The sequence below is a fragment of the Streptomyces sp. PsTaAH-124 genome (genome assembly GCF_000373685.1).
Classification (GTDB): Bacteria; Actinomycetota; Actinomycetes; order Streptomycetales; family Streptomycetaceae; genus Streptomyces; species Streptomyces andamanensis.
On record NZ_KB892206.1, the window covers coordinates 111,896 to 125,154 of the forward strand.

The 13,259-nt window shown below is 73.5% G+C and carries 15 protein-coding genes and 1 tRNA gene; 10 read left to right on the top strand and 6 right to left on the bottom strand.

Annotated elements, in window-relative coordinates:
- Positions 1–79: 79 nt before the first annotated feature.
- The gene (locus tag B086_RS0132375) at positions 80–751 is read left to right on the top strand and encodes an O-methyltransferase (RefSeq protein WP_018570593.1); all 672 of its coding nucleotides are present in this window, start codon (positions 80–82) and stop codon (positions 749–751) included.
- Positions 752–807: 56 nt separating this feature from the next.
- On the opposite strand, the gene B086_RS0132380 is transcribed toward B086_RS0132375, so the two are convergent.
- Positions 808–1,224 (bottom strand): hypothetical protein, encoded by a 417-nt coding sequence (locus tag B086_RS0132380; protein WP_018570594.1) that lies wholly within the window; start codon positions 1,222–1,224, stop codon positions 808–810.
- A 147-nt stretch (positions 1,225–1,371) separates the two neighbouring features.
- On the opposite strand from B086_RS0132380, the gene B086_RS0132385 reads away from it, so the two are divergent.
- Positions 1,372–1,806: a DUF1992 domain-containing protein gene (locus B086_RS0132385; protein ID WP_026252989.1), complete on the top strand. Its 435-nt coding sequence runs from the start codon at positions 1,372–1,374 to the stop codon at positions 1,804–1,806.
- 101 nt (positions 1,807–1,907) lie between these two features.
- Positions 1,908–2,441, top strand: a complete 534-nt coding sequence (locus tag B086_RS0132390) for a GNAT family N-acetyltransferase (RefSeq protein ID WP_018570596.1) — start codon at positions 1,908–1,910, stop codon at positions 2,439–2,441.
- Between the two features lie 38 nt (positions 2,442–2,479).
- Here the strand turns inward: B086_RS0132390 and B086_RS0132395 are convergent, their stop codons facing one another.
- A complete protein-coding gene (locus B086_RS0132395) occupies positions 2,480–4,585 on the bottom strand; it encodes an MDR family MFS transporter (RefSeq protein ID WP_018570597.1) in 2,106 nt (701 codons plus the stop codon).
- A gap of 513 nt (positions 4,586–5,098) precedes the next feature.
- Here B086_RS0132395 and B086_RS43375 point away from each other — a divergent pair.
- On the top strand, positions 5,099–6,067 hold the full coding sequence (locus B086_RS43375) for a peptidoglycan-binding domain-containing protein (RefSeq protein WP_234029414.1): 969 nt from the start codon (positions 5,099–5,101) through the stop codon (positions 6,065–6,067).
- A gap of 43 nt (positions 6,068–6,110) precedes the next feature.
- On the opposite strand, the gene B086_RS0132405 is transcribed toward B086_RS43375, so the two are convergent.
- Complete coding sequence (locus tag B086_RS0132405; protein WP_018570599.1) at positions 6,111–6,770, bottom strand: HAD-IA family hydrolase; 660 nt, start codon at positions 6,768–6,770, stop codon at positions 6,111–6,113.
- 297 nt (positions 6,771–7,067) lie between these two features.
- Positions 7,068–7,646 carry a TMEM165/GDT1 family protein gene (locus B086_RS0132410; protein ID WP_018570600.1) on the bottom strand — a complete coding sequence of 193 codons (579 nt, stop codon included), beginning with the start codon at positions 7,644–7,646 and terminating at the stop codon, positions 7,068–7,070.
- Between the two features lie 382 nt (positions 7,647–8,028).
- Between B086_RS0132410 and B086_RS0132415 the strand changes: the two genes are divergently transcribed.
- From B086_RS0132415 to B086_RS0132425, 3 genes are all read left to right on the top strand, one after another.
- Positions 8,029–8,703 (top strand): HNH endonuclease family protein, encoded by a 675-nt coding sequence (locus tag B086_RS0132415; protein WP_018570601.1) that lies wholly within the window; start codon positions 8,029–8,031, stop codon positions 8,701–8,703.
- Positions 8,704–9,305: 602 nt separating this feature from the next.
- Positions 9,306–9,758: a DoxX family protein gene (locus tag B086_RS0132420; RefSeq protein ID WP_026252992.1), complete on the top strand. Its 453-nt coding sequence runs from the start codon at positions 9,306–9,308 to the stop codon at positions 9,756–9,758.
- A 238-nt stretch (positions 9,759–9,996) separates the two neighbouring features.
- Positions 9,997–10,635 (top strand): DedA family protein, encoded by a 639-nt coding sequence (locus tag B086_RS0132425; RefSeq protein WP_018570603.1) that lies wholly within the window; start codon positions 9,997–9,999, stop codon positions 10,633–10,635.
- Positions 10,636–10,776: 141 nt separating this feature from the next.
- On the opposite strand, the gene B086_RS0132430 is transcribed toward B086_RS0132425, so the two are convergent.
- Positions 10,777–11,013 carry a DUF2277 domain-containing protein gene (locus B086_RS0132430; protein WP_018570604.1) on the bottom strand — a complete coding sequence of 79 codons (237 nt, stop codon included), beginning with the start codon at positions 11,011–11,013 and terminating at the stop codon, positions 10,777–10,779.
- A gap of 41 nt (positions 11,014–11,054) precedes the next feature.
- Positions 11,055–11,582 (bottom strand): GNAT family N-acetyltransferase, encoded by a 528-nt coding sequence (locus B086_RS0132435; protein ID WP_018570605.1) that lies wholly within the window; start codon positions 11,580–11,582, stop codon positions 11,055–11,057.
- A gap of 147 nt (positions 11,583–11,729) precedes the next feature.
- Between B086_RS0132435 and B086_RS0132440 the strand changes: the two genes are divergently transcribed.
- From B086_RS0132440 to B086_RS0132450, 3 genes are all read left to right on the top strand, one after another.
- Positions 11,730–12,095, top strand: a complete 366-nt coding sequence (locus tag B086_RS0132440; RefSeq protein WP_018570606.1) for a hypothetical protein — start codon at positions 11,730–11,732, stop codon at positions 12,093–12,095.
- A 93-nt stretch (positions 12,096–12,188) separates the two neighbouring features.
- A tRNA-Val gene (locus B086_RS0132445) sits at positions 12,189–12,260 on the top strand.
- A 225-nt stretch (positions 12,261–12,485) separates the two neighbouring features.
- Positions 12,486–13,256 carry a DUF4097 family beta strand repeat-containing protein gene (locus B086_RS0132450; protein WP_018570607.1) on the top strand — a complete coding sequence of 257 codons (771 nt, stop codon included), beginning with the start codon at positions 12,486–12,488 and terminating at the stop codon, positions 13,254–13,256.
- The last annotated feature ends 3 nt before the right edge of the window (positions 13,257–13,259 follow it).

Sequence of the window (13,259 nt, forward strand, 5' to 3'; positions counted from 1 at the left end):
ACACTGTTCGTGCCGCCGGGCTATATTCGTTAGCGCAGCTAGTTAGCGGATCTAACTAGGCACACGAAAGGCATGGTGCATGAGCGACTCGCAGCTCTGGGACGACGTGGACGCCTACTTCTCCGGCCTGCTCTCCCCGGAGGACGAATCCCTCCGGGCCGCGCAGCGGGACAGCGACACCGAGGGCCTGCCGCAGATCAACGTCACCCCGAACCAGGGCAAGCTGCTGCATCTCCTGGCCCGCCTCCAGGGCGCCCGGAACGTCCTGGAGATCGGCACGCTGGGCGGCTACAGCACCATCTGGCTCGCCCGCGCGCTGCCCGAGGACGGCCGCCTGGTCACGCTGGAGTACGACGCCCATCACGCCGACGTGGCCCGCCGCAACCTCGCGCACGCCGGGCTCGACCGGATCACCGAGGTGCGGGTGGGGCCCGCCCTGGAGTCGCTGCCCAAGCTCGCCGACGAGAACCCGGCCCCCTTCGACCTGGTCTTCATCGACGCCGACAAGGTCAACAACCCGCGCTATGTCGAGTGGGCGCTGCGGCTGACCCGCACCGGCAGCCTGATCGTCCTGGACAACGTGGTGCGCGGCGGCGCCGTGACCGACCCGGACAGCACCGACCCGAGCGTGCGCGGCACCCGCGGCGCGCTGGAACTCGTCGCCGAGCACCCCCGTCTGGACGGCACCGCCATCCAGACGGTGGGCAGCAAGGGCTACGACGGCTTCGCGCTGGCCCTCGTGCTCGACTGAGCCCCCGCCGCTCGTCCGTCCGGGCCGCGCCCGGCCCGCTCACACCTCGTGCCCGCTCATACCTCGTGGTAGAAGCCGACACTGAGGCTGCGCGGGCTGGTGCGGTCCCGGACGAGTATCTCGCCCGAGCCGCCCCTCGGCAGCTCGGCGGTGGCGCCGTAGCCGAGCGGGCCGCCCTGCGCGCCGGCCTGTGCCCTGCCCGGCGCGCCGACCGTCAGCCGGACCTCGGCGGACGGTTCCGGCTGCGAGCCGCGCAGCCAGGTGACCCGCCAGGCGCCCTCGGCTCCGCAGCGGAACTCCAGGTGGACGCGGGAGACGAACAGCCAGTCCTCGGGCGTCGCCAGCCGGCACACGGCCCGGTCCCGGCCCACCCGCAGCACGGCACCCGGCTCGCTGGGCGCCTCGGCCATCAGCATGCCGGCGGTGCTGCCCGCTTCCGTCCCGGCGACCGCGGCCATGGTGAGTTCGAGCACGTGCGCTCCTCGTGGTTCGGGGCGCCCCGGGCCGCAGCCTGTGCGTGCCCGGCCGTGCGCGCCAACACCGTTCGCGGAGCGCCCGGTTGACGCACCGCGGCGGAATGATAAATCGCCTGGGCGGGGCGTGTCCGGCACAATGGGCCCATGACCGAGCGAAAGCCACCGGGTGTGCCGTTCGAGTCCTGGGTCGAGAAGGAGATCCGCGACGCGCAGGCGCGCGGCGCCTTCGACCGGCTCCCCGGCGCGGGCAAGCCCCTCCCGGACGACACCACGTACGACGAACTGTGGTGGGTCAAGCGCAAGCTCGCCCGCGAGGGCCTGTCCGTCCTCCCGCCGACCCTCGCCCTGCGCAAGGAGGCCGAGGACGCCCTGGCGGCGGCCCACGCGGCCCCCTCGGAGGCTGCCGTCCGCCGGATCGTCGCGGACATCAACACCAAGATCCTCGACATGATGGTCAAACCCCCGCCCGGCCCACCGCTGGGCCTGCGGCGGTTCGACGCGGAGGAGGTCGTCGCGGAGTGGCGCGCACGGCGGGGAGGGCGGGAAGCAGGGGCGGCGGGCGACGGCTCGTGCGGCTGACGGGCGACGGCTCGTGCGGCTGACGGGCGACGGCTCGTGCGGCTGACGGGCGGGTGATATCCGGTTGCGGACGCGTGTGGCCCGCCGGTGAGAATGTGCGCATGCCGCTGCCGTCGCCGACCACCGCCGTGTCCTGGAGCGTGAGCCCGGAGCCGTACGACTCGCCGGTCGCCGCCGCTCTGTGGCGGGCGTACTACACCGAGGTCAGCGACCGCTGGTATCTGCTGCACGAGGGGCGCCGCACCGGTCCGGAGGAGCTGGAGCGGGAGATCGCCGCCGTCACCGGGGCGGAACTGGCGCCGCCCACGGGGCAGTTGCTGCTCGGCCGCTACGAGGGACGGCCGGCGGGGACGGCGGGGGTCCGGCTGCTGGATCCCGGCACCGCCGAGCTGACCCGGGTGTTCCTGTACGCGGAGGCGCGCGGCCGGGGCGGCGCCGCGCTCCTGGTCGGCGCCGCCGAGGAGGCGGCCCGCGCCCTCGGCGCCCGGCGCATGGTCCTGGACACCCGCCATGACCTCGTCGAGGCCCGCGCCCTGTACGCCCGCCTCGGCTACACCGAGACCGCACCCCACAACGACTCCCTCTACGCCGAGCACTGGTTCGCCAAGTCCCTGCGCCGAGGCGCCCGCGCCTGACCCGCCGCGGCGCGGCGCGGCGGTCAGAAGCGCGGCGGTCAGAGCTGGCGGGTGACCGGCCGTCCGTCGTGGGGGCGTTCGCCGTCGGAGCCGCAGAGTTCGCCGGTCAGTTCCTTCACGAGCTGGGTCAGGTCGGTGGAGCGGCCGGGCTTCCACCAGTCGCCCAGGAGTTCGGCGAGGGAGTCCTCGCGGGCGTGGGCCAGCCGCTCGGCGACCTCGCGCCCCCGGTCGGTCAGGACGAGGTCCAGTCCCTGCCGCTCGGCAAGGCGGCGTTCCTCGACCTGGCGGGCCGCCTCCAGGATGACGGTCAGCGGCACCGGGACACGCTCGGCGAGCAGGGCCGGTTCCACCCACCCGAACTTGTTGATCCGCAGCACCAGCCAGCTCGCCGCGGGCAGCAGGTCGTAGCCCGCCCGCGCGGTGATCGTCCGGTAGATCTCGCGCCGCCCCTCGCGGGTGCCCAGCACCGACAGCGCCCGGCACACCTCGTCGTACGAGGACCGCTCCACCGGGTTGGTGGCGAGCGTCTGCGTGCCGTCCGGCGCCGTGACCGAGCCGCGCAGCTTGTCCTCCTTCAGGAACCAGGCCAGTACGAAGGCGAGGAGGGCCACCGGGGCGGCGTAGAGGAAGACGTCGGTGATGGCGGAGGCGTACGCGTGCAGCGCGGCCGGGCGCAGGCCGGGCGGCAGGGCGCCGATGCCGCGCGGGTCGGACTTGAGGGCGTCCGCCGTCACGCCCGGCGGCAGCCGCGTCCCCCGGAAGGCGGCGGCGAGCTGGTCGCCGAGCCGGCTCGCGAAGACCGTACCGAAGATGGCCACGCCGAAGGAGGCGCCGATGGAGCGGAAGAAGGTGGCACCGGAAGTGGCGACGCCCAGGTCCTCGTAGCTGACGGCGTTCTGCACGATGAGCACGAGAACCTGCATCACCAGGCCCAGACCGAGACCGAAGACGAAGAAGTACGCGCTCATCTCGGCGGTGGAGCTGTGCTCGTCGAGCCGGTGCAGCAGGAGCAGGCCGACGGTGGTGACGGCGGTCCCGGTGACGGGGAACACCTTCCAGCGCCCGGTCCGGCTGACGATCTGCCCGGAACCGGTGGACGCCAGCAGCATGCCGACCACCATCGGCAGCATGTGGACACCGGACAGCGTCGGCGAGATGCCCCGCACGACCTGGAGGAAGGTCGGCAGGTACGTCATCGCGCCGAACATCGCGAAGCCGACGATGAAGCTGATCACCGCGGAGAGCGTGAAGGTGCGGATGCGGAACAGCTTGAGCGGCAGCACCGGTTCGGCCGCCCGGTGCTCGACGGCGACGAAGGCCGCCGCGAGCAGGACGCCCGCCACCGCGAGCCCGATGATCTGCGGCGAGCCCCAGCCCCAGGTGGTGCCGCCGAGCGAGGCGACCAGCACCAGGCAGGTGGCGACCGCGGCGATCAGCAGCGTGCCGAGGTAGTCGATGACATGGCGCTGCGTCTTGCGCGGGATGTGCAGCGCGGTGGCGATCACGGCGAGCGCGACCACACCGACGGGCAGGTTGACGTAGAAGACCCAGCGCCAGCTCAGATGCTGGGTGAACAGACCGCCGAGCAGCGGCCCGAGCACACTGGTCGCGCCGAACACCGCGCCGAAGAGCCCCTGGTAGCGGCCGCGGTCGCGGGGCGGCACGACATCGCCCACGATCGCCATGGACAGCACCATCAGCCCGCCGCCGCCCAGCCCCTGCACGGCCCGGAACGCGATCAGCTCGGGCATGTTCCGCGCCATCCCGCACAGCGCGGAGCCGATCAGGAAGATCACGATGGCGGTCTGGAACAGCTTCTTGCGGCCGTACTGGTCACCGAGCTTGCCCCACAGCGGGGTCGCGGCGGTCGACGCCAGGAGATAGGCGGTGACCACCCAGGACAGATGCTCCAGGCCGCCGAGGTCGCTGACGATGGTGGGCAGCGCGGTGGAGACGATCGTCTGGTCGAGCGCGGCCAGCAGCATGCCCAGGAGCAGCGCGCCGATCGAGACGAGGACGTTGCCCGGGACGTGCTCGGAGTCGTCGGGCGCGGCGCCGCGCGGCACCGTCTCCGGCACCTCCGGGGTCTCGGGCACCTCCGGGGTCTCCGGCGTACCGGTCGTGCCGTGTCCATTCCCGGCCATGGCGACCTCCCGACGCTCGCGTGACACCCTCCATCGTCACCAATGTGTCCGGTTATGGCCTGTCGAGTCCCCTTCGGCCGCCGCCATTCCGGGGGCTTCGGGGAGAAGGTGTGGAGGGGATCTGCATAATCCTTGGAGTTCGGACTGGGAGGGGACCGGGGCGTGGAAGAGCCGAAACGGCATGTCTGCCCGGAGTGCGGGGCGCCCCGCAGCGCGGACAACTCCCCGTCGTGCGCCTGCGGCCGCCGGGCGGCCGACGCCCTGCGCGACGCGCGGACGGCGGAAGCGGCGCGGGCCGAGGACTTCGACCCGCTGCGGATACGGCCATACGTGAATCCCGGGGACCCTGGAGACGCCGGTGCCCCGGGTGGGCCTGGAGCCCCGGGTGACCTTGGAGGTCCGAGTGGCTCTGGTGCCCCGGGGGCCGTCGGTGCGGGTGCGGGTACGGGTGCGGCTCCCGTCGCCGCCGGGGGCGATTCCCGGGCCGAGGCGGAGACACGGCCGGTGCCTGTCGTGGACGGTGCGAGGGGCGCAGAGGGCGCAGAGGGCGCGTCCCGTACGGGCCCTGCGGACGGCGCGCCCCGCGCGGACGCGGCCGAGGGCGCGGGCGCCGCGCACGGCTTGGACGGCGCGCACGGTTCGGACAGCACGCACGGCGCGCACGGCTCGGACGCCACCATGTCATTGCGCGCCATCACCCCGCCCGCCCTGTCCACCCCGCTGGCGCGGCGGGCGGGTGCGCCCAGCGCGTCCGACCTGAGCCTGTTCGACGCCCGCTCCACGCAGACCTTCGAGGCGGTGGACCCGTCCGCCGGGGCGGACGGCACGGGCGACGGGCCGGGCGGGTCCCGTCGGCGCCGTCACCGACGCCGCCCCGCCGCCGTGATCGCCGTGTCGACGGCGGTGGTGGCGGTCGTCGCGGCGACCGCGTACGCCGGCGGTCTGTTCTCGTACGAGTCCCCCGCGCGCGACGGCGCGGCCCAGGACGTACGGGAGGGCATCCCGGACGGCCCGGCGCCCACGGTCCCGTCGGCCGCGCCGACGAGCGCCGCGCCGGTGCGCTCGCCCTCGCCGTCCGTTTCGGCGACCACCTCGTCCTCGCCCACCGCGAGCACCTCGGCGTCGGCGTCGCCCTCGGCCACCGGCCACTCGCCGACGCCCTCGGGGTCCCCGACCGGCGCCGCCGTACCGGGGCCGGGCACCGCCTCGCCCACGCAGAGCCCGCCGAGCACCCTGGCCACCGCCTCCACGCAGCCCGCCGGGTCCCTGCGCCGGGGCGACCACGGCCCCGCGGTACGCGACCTCCAGGAGCGCCTGACGCGGCTGTACCTCTACACCGACGCGATCGACGGCTACTACAGCCGCAGCGTCGAGGACTCGGTGCGCAACTACCAGTGGGCCCGCGGCATCACCTCGGACGGCTTCGGCGTGTACGGCCCGGCGACCCGAGCGAGCCTGGAGGCAGAGCCGACGCAATGGTGAGACGGGGCCCGCGCGCCATCAGCCCACCGGTCCGGTCGGGTGCTCAGCCCAGATGCAACCGCACGGTCCCGTCCCCCACCGGCTCGACCCGGATCTCGGTGAGGTCCCGCACGACCGCGTCGGGTTCGTGGACGGCGGCGCGCGGACCGATGCCGACGACGCGCATCCCGGCGGCCCGCCCGGCGGCGATGCCCGCGCCGGAGTCCTCGAAGACCACGCAGTCGGCGGGCTCGACGCCGAGTTCGGCGGCGCCCTTGAGGAAGCCCTCGGGGTCGGGCTTGCTGGCGCCCACGGACTCGGCGGTGACCCGCACGTCCGGCAGCGGCAGCCCGGCGGCGGCCATCCGCGCGGTGGACAGGCCCACGTCGGCCGAGGTCACCAGGGCGTGCGGCAGCCCGCGCAGCGCGGCCATGAACTCCGGCGCGCCGGGCACGGGCACCACGCCGTCCATGTCCGAGGTCTCCTCGGCGAGCATGCGGGCGTTCTCGGCGATGTTCTGCTCCTGGGGGCGGTCCGGCAGCAGCAGCGCCATGGAGGCGTGCCCCTGGCGGCCGTGCACCACCTTCATCACCTCGTCGCCGTCCAGCCCGTGCCGGTCGGCCCAGCGCCGCCAGATGCGGTCGACGACGGCGTCGGAGTTGACGAGGGTGCCGTCCATGTCGAGCAGGAGGGCGCGGGCGGTGAGCACGGCGGTGGCCGTCATCGGCAGCTCCAAGGTGCGGAGGGGCGTGCGGTGGGGCCCCGGCTGTCCGGCCGGGCCTCCCGGAGGAGACAAGGCGGCCCCGCCCGCCGGTCAGGGAGAACGGGCGGGAGCCACTTTGTTTCTCTACGGTACAAAACGAGACGGGCTTCCCGCCACCACCCCGTGCACCCTTCAGCGGACTTCACCGGAAGTTCAGCTCCGGGTCGGGCACCGGGAGCCCGGGGGCACCCTTCCGGCACGCCCCCGGCGCACACGCTCGCGCGCCCGCACGCACGCCCCGCGCACCCGCCCGGCGGCTCAGCTCACCGCCTCCCACAGGCTCCACACACCGAGCGCGATCATCAGCACGGCCGCGATCTTGGTGATCAGCCCCAGCGGCACGCGCCGCATCAGCGCCTTTCCGCCGACGATGCCGAGACCGGCGACCGCCCACAGCGCCAGGACCGCGCCCACGCCCACGGAGATCGGGTCGTCGTAACGGGCGGCGAGGTTCGCCGTCATGATCTGGGTGAGGTCACCGAACTCGGCGACCAGGATGAGCATGAAGCCGGTCCCGGCGACCTTCCAGAAGGACTGGTCGGCGGGCTTGCGGATCTCCTCCTCGTCGTCGCCCTTCTTGAAGAGCAGCACGGCCGCGCCGCCCAGGAACAGCACGCCGGTGAGCGCGTGCACGATCTGCTGCGGCAGGAGGGTGAGCACGCTGCCCGCCGCCACGGCCAGCACCACGTGCAGCAGGAAGGCGGCGGCGACGCCCGCGAAGACGTAGGAGGCGCGGTAGCGGGTGCCGAGGACGAGTCCCGCCAGGGCCGTCTTGTCCGGCAGTTCGGCGAGGAAGACGACGCCGAAGACGAGCGCCATGACGCTGAGACTGATCACTGTCCCTCAATCGGTCGGGCCGCCCCGCCGAGAGTGCTGTGAGCTGTGCGACAGACGCCTCGGCAGGGCAGCGCACTGATGCGCCCGTGCCGTGGGCACGGGCGTGCACTGCTTGCCGAAGGTCTCGCTGGCCGGCCGGGACGGTGTCCGCGGCCTGCCTCCGGGCGCCGGCTCAGCATGGCTGAGCAGTATGTCGACGGTCCGGCGAAGAGCTACTCCCCTTCTGCGCCGTCCATGGTACGCGACGACGAGTTCGGCCCCGGACCTTGTCATGTCATGGACGCGTCACTAACTTCTCACCGGACGCACACCCTCCCGCAACGCGGCGCCGCGAGCATTCCCACACTCGCGCCCAAAACCCCCACAACGCAAGGGAGTTCACATGGCCCGCATATTCCGCCGCCGGTCCTCCGCCTCCTCGTTCTACGCGCGTCGACGCGTGGGCATCCTCACGGCCCTGACCGGCCTCCTCGCCTCCGCCGCGCTGATCAACCCCCCGGCCGCGTCCGCCGCCCTGCCCACCCCGGTCAGCGCCGCCACCGCCCGCGGCTACCTCGCCTCCCTCACCGTCGCGGCCGAGAACCGCACCGGCTACGACCGCTCCCTGTTCCCGCACTGGATCACCATCAGCGGCAGCTGCAACACCCGCGAGACCGTGCTGAAGCGGGACGGTTCGAACGTCACCACCGACTCCTCCTGCGCCGCCAAGAGCGGCAGCTGGTACTCCCCCTACGACGGCGCGACCTGGACCGCCGCCTCCGACCTGGACATCGACCACGTGGTCCCGCTGGCCGAGGCGTGGGACTCGGGCGCGAGCAAGTGGACCACCGCACAGCGCCAGGCGTTCGCCAACGACCTGACCCGCCCGCAGCTCATCGCGGTCACCGACAACGTCAACCAGGCCAAGGGCGACCAGGACCCCGCCACCTGGGTGCCGTCCCGGTCGGCGTACGTCTGCACGTACGTCCGCGCCTGGGTCCAGGTGAAGTACTACTACGGCCTGTCGGTCGACTCGGCGGAGAAGAGCGCCCTCCAGGGCTACCTCGCGAGCTGCTGAGCACCCCGCCCGCCCCCACTTCCCCCCACCGCCTCTCCCACGCACGCCGCACCCCGCCCGCCCTCCTCCGCCGCACGCCCTTCCGGGCCGACGGAGGAGGGCGGGCTTCGCCGTGGACGGGAGTCCGCGCGGCGAGCGCGTGGCCGATCCGCACCGCCCCCGCATGGCGCGATCCGAGCCATCGGGCCGCCGACGCCGCACCCGGCCGTGGTGGTTCGGCCATTTGTTCGTTAACTCGACGCTCGTCGACGTTCGCCCCGGAGACGTCCGGCGCGCCTCCGCGCGCAGGCCGAGCGCGCCCGGGGAGCCCGGCCGCGAGCCGTAGCGGAGTCCGCCGCACCCCCGGCCCGCCCAGTGGTCCAGCAGGTGGCACACCCCGTTATTCACCAGGTTGTCCACCCCTCGGCTGGTTCGCGCACTTCACTTAATCCGCTGCGTACCGGAGCAAACGGAATCGGAAGCGCACCCCCAGCATGGCCAGATGTTGAACTTGCAAGTACAGATTAGGTCGACCTAACCTAGGTCACTCGTTCGGATGCGTCCCCCAGCCGGTCCCCTCCCCGGGCCGGCCTTGACCGAAGGAGAACCCCCACATGACCGGCCTGACCGGACGTCTCAACTCCGCGCAGCCCTATGTCCTCGGCCTGTTCCGCGTCGTCGTGGGACTGGTGTTCTTCTGCCACGGCGCCGCGTCCCTGTTCGGTGTGCTCGGCGGTGCCGCGGGCACCCATGGCGGCACGCTCTCGGCGGGCACCTGGCCGAACTGGTACGCCGCGGTGATCCAGCTGGTCGCCGGTGCCCTGGTCGTGCTGGGCCTGGGCACCCGCGCCGCCGCGTTCATCGCCTCCGGCTCGATGGCCTTCGCCTACTTCGACGTGCACCAGAAGGCGGCGCTGTGGCCCATCGAGAACGGCGGCGAGATGCCGGTGCTGTTCTGCTGGTCCTTCCTGCTGCTGGTCTTCACCGGCTCCGGCGCCTTCGCCCTGGACGGGCTGCTCGCCCGGCGCTCGACACAGCGTCAGCCCGCCGCCGAGCAGACCCCGGTGGCGGCCTGACGGCGGGCGCGGGGCTGCCGGTCCCACCCGGCAGCCCCGGCCCCGGGCCGGTCCTCCCGCGCACCGGCCCCGGCTTCCCCGCACACCCCACGGGGGCCTCTGCGAACACATGAGCCCCCGGTGAATCCCCTGTCACACCCCGGGCGTACGCTGTATGGCTGTTCACAGACCGCCCCTGCCGCTCCCCCGCGACATCGCGGCACACGGTCGGTCCCCGGGGGAGTCGAGGGAGTTCGCGGTGCTGGAGAGTGTGGCGAGGGTGGGGGCGCTCACCGGCACTCCGTGGATCTATGTCGCGGTGACCCTCTCGGTGCTGCTGGACGTGTTCCTGCCGGTGCTGCCCAGCGGGGTGCTGATCGTGACGGCGGCGACGGCCGCCGCGGCGGGCACGGGCGCCGCCGCCGGGCATGTCCCGCACGATGTGCCCGACATCCTCGCGCTGATCCTGTGCGCGGCCACCGCCTCGGTGCTGGGCGACCTCTTCGCCTACCGCCTCGCCCGGCGCGGCGGCGAGCGGCTGGACCGGGCGCTCGCCCGCTCGCGCCGCCTCAGCACCGCCCAGGAGCGGCTGGGCGCCGCGCTCGCCCGGGGCGGCGGAGGCGCGCTGGTGGTCATCGCCCGCTTCGCCCCGGCCGGACGCTCGGTCGTCTCCTTCAGCGCGGGCGCGGCGCAGCGCCGGGTGCGGGAGTTCCTCCCCTGGTCGGCGCTGGCCGGGCTGTCCTGGGCGGGCTACAGCGTGGCCCTCGGCTACTTCGGCACCCGCTGGCTGGGCGCCGCCTGGCTCGCCACCTGTGTCTCGGTGGCCGCCCTGTTCGCAGCCGGGGCCGCGGCGGCGTATCTGATGCGCCGCGCCCCGAAGGCGCGCGAGGCGTCCTGAGCCACCGCCCCTCCCCCCGGCCGTCTCAGGTGAGGCTCACCTCACCCCGGAGCCCGGAGCGCGAGGACCGGAGCGCAAGGACCATCAGCCCGGCAGCCCGGCAGCCCGAGGCGCGCCACACCCGGCAGCCCGGGGCGCGTCTCACCCGGCGGCGGCCCGTCGTGCCGCACCTCCCCGCACCTGGAGTCCCGCCAGCAGCTCCGCCGTCGCCGCCGCGACCGCCTCGACCGCGCGGTCGAAGACTTCCTGGTTGTGCGCGGCGGGCGCCCGGAACCCCGAGACCTTCCGGACGTACTGGAGGGCGGCGGCGCGGATCTCCTCCTCGGTCGCCTCCTCGGGCAGGGCGGGCGGGCGCAGCGTCTTGATGCTCCGGCACATGCTTCCAGTCTCCTCCCGGTCCCGCGGGACCGCCGGTGCCCTCATGCGCCGCCCGGGGACTCGGTGCCCAGGTCGGCGTACCAGTCGTTCGACGTGATCGGGTTGCCCTTCGGGTACTCGAAGGCGACCGTGCCGCGCAGGGTGAAACCGGCCCTGCGGCAGACCGCGTTCGAGGCGGTGTGCTCCACGCGCGGATACGCGTGCAGGAACGGGTGCCGTCCGGCGGCCCGCGCGCGGCCCATGACCGCCCGCGCGGCCGCCGCCGCGAGCCCGCGCCCCTGGAATTCGGGCGATATCGCCCATCCCGTCTCCCAGACGGTCCCGTCCGGCCAGGGCCGCTCCCAGAAGCCGATCGCCCCCGCCGTGCGTCCGTCGTCCGCCGCCACCACCCGGTACATCCCCCCGGCGGGCAGCTCCAGATAGCGCCGGTGGCGCTCGGCGAGCTTCTCCTCGCTCTCCGGGCCGCCCAGGTGCTCGGTCATCTCCGGGCTGTTGTGCAGCCGCAGCAGCCAGAAGTCGTCCTCGCCCCACGGCTCCAGCCGCACCTTCGCCTCGTCCGCCTCGCCCATGACACTCTCCCCTTCCGTCCTACGTCACCCATCCCCGTCACCGTAGGGCAGGGGTCTGACAACGGGCCGCGACCGGCGGATTCGTCGAACGCATGAACCCCCTCGCGCGAGTCGCCACCGAAAATCGAACAGGCGTAGCATTGCGGCGTGGCTACGCCCTATGACTTCCCGAGTGACCTCCTCGCCGGCCAGGAGGAGCTGCATCAGGTCCGGGCCGAGCTGTCGGCCCTGCTCAAACGGCTGCCCTGGTCGGTCCAGCCGCTGGACGGATTCAGCGACGACGGCGGCTGGCGCAAGGTGGAGCGCCCGGCCTCCCCGGGCTGGTCCGCCGACGACCAGGCCGAGGTGGAGAAGCTCCGCCGCCGCGAGCACGAACTGGCGGTGTTCGTCACCACGCACCGCTACTGGTCCGCCTTCACCGGCCCGGACGCCGTCGCCGCCCGCACCCGGCTCAAGCACGCCCGCGAGGACCACGAGCGCCTCGCGCGCGGGGACGGACCGGGCGACGGGTGATGCCCGCTGGTCACCGGGGCGTCGCGCCGCCGGGCCCGCCGGAAGGGGTTTGCGGGACGGTCCCCTCGTCAGGGTAGGCTGTCCACTCGTCCCGGGTGCGTAGCTCAGGGGTAGAGCGCCTGCCTTACAAGCAGGATGTCGGCGGTTCGAAACCGTCCGCGCCCACCGGCCGCGTCACGTCACGTCGTGTCACGCGAGCGAAGGCCCAGCACCACGGGGTGTCCCGAGGAGCTGGGCCTTCGGTGCACCCGGGGCCCGGCGTAGGGGGGTTACCCCCACCCCCGATCCGGCAGCGAGCCGCATTCCCCGCCCGCTCCCCTTCTCCTACGGTCGTTGGTGACCGCAGCACCACGCGCCGAGAGCGCTGTTCCGCATCTGGGGGAGACCGTCATGTCCCGTTCCGTTCCCGTCCGCGCCGCCGCCGTGACCGGTGTCGTCGCGGCCCTGCTCGCCACGGCCACCGCCTGCGGCGGCTCCGCGGCGGACGACAAGGACCCCGAGCAGCGCTCCTTCTCCCTGCACGGCCGCACCCTGACCGTGGACTCCGACGACTCGGCGCTGGAGATCGTCTCCGCCGACGGCGTCAAGGCCGGAACCGTCCAGGTCACGCGGTGGTTCAAGGGCTCCGTGCTGATCGGCGACGACCCCCATGTGACCTGGTCCATGAAGAACGACCGGCTGGTGCTGCGCCTGAAGTGCTCCGGGATCGTCACCGACTGCGACGCCCGGCACCGCATCGAGGTGCCGCGCGGCATCGCCGTGACGGTGCGGGACGGCAACGGCAGCGTACGGGCGCAGGGCTTCAAGGACCCGCTGACCGTGCGCACCTCGAACGGGCCCGTGCACATCACCGACTCCACCGGGCCGCTGGACCTGCGCACGTCCAACGGCTCCGTGCGGGCCGAGGTCGCCGCGCGCCGGGTGCGCACCACCACCAGCAACGGTTCCGTGCACCTGGAGCTCGGCGCCGTGCCCGACCTGGTCGACACCCACTCCTCGAACGGTCCGGTGACCGTGGCGCTGCCCGGCGGCCGGTACCGGGTGACGACGGAGACCAGCCACGGTTCCACCCATGTGTCGGTGCCCCGGGACGACTCCAGCCCGCACGTGGTGTCCGCGCGGACCTCCAACGGAAGCATCACGGTGCGCACGGCGAACTAGGGC

What these genes read in the sequence shown, in the direction of transcription:
- B086_RS0132450 (WP_018570607.1), top strand. Translation starts at nt 12,486, where the DNA reads ATGTCCCGTTCCGTTCCCGTCCGCGCCGCCGCCGTGACCGGTGTCGTC.
- B086_RS0132395 (WP_018570597.1), bottom strand. Translation starts at nt 4,585, where the DNA reads ATGGCCGGGAATGGACACGGCACGACCGGTACGCCGGAGACCCCGGAG.
- B086_RS0132430 (WP_018570604.1), bottom strand. Translation starts at nt 11,013, where the DNA reads ATGTGCCGGAGCATCAAGACGCTGCGCCCGCCCGCCCTGCCCGAGGAG.
- B086_RS0132435 (WP_018570605.1), bottom strand. Translation starts at nt 11,582, where the DNA reads ATGGGCGAGGCGGACGAGGCGAAGGTGCGGCTGGAGCCGTGGGGCGAG.
- B086_RS0132385 (WP_026252989.1), top strand. Translation starts at nt 1,372, where the DNA reads ATGACCGAGCGAAAGCCACCGGGTGTGCCGTTCGAGTCCTGGGTCGAG.
- B086_RS0132390 (WP_018570596.1), top strand. Translation starts at nt 1,908, where the DNA reads ATGCCGCTGCCGTCGCCGACCACCGCCGTGTCCTGGAGCGTGAGCCCG.
- B086_RS0132415 (WP_018570601.1), top strand. Translation starts at nt 8,029, where the DNA reads ATGGCCCGCATATTCCGCCGCCGGTCCTCCGCCTCCTCGTTCTACGCG.
- B086_RS0132405 (WP_018570599.1), bottom strand. Translation starts at nt 6,770, where the DNA reads ATGACGGCCACCGCCGTGCTCACCGCCCGCGCCCTCCTGCTCGACATG.
- B086_RS0132375 (WP_018570593.1), top strand. Translation starts at nt 80, where the DNA reads ATGAGCGACTCGCAGCTCTGGGACGACGTGGACGCCTACTTCTCCGGC.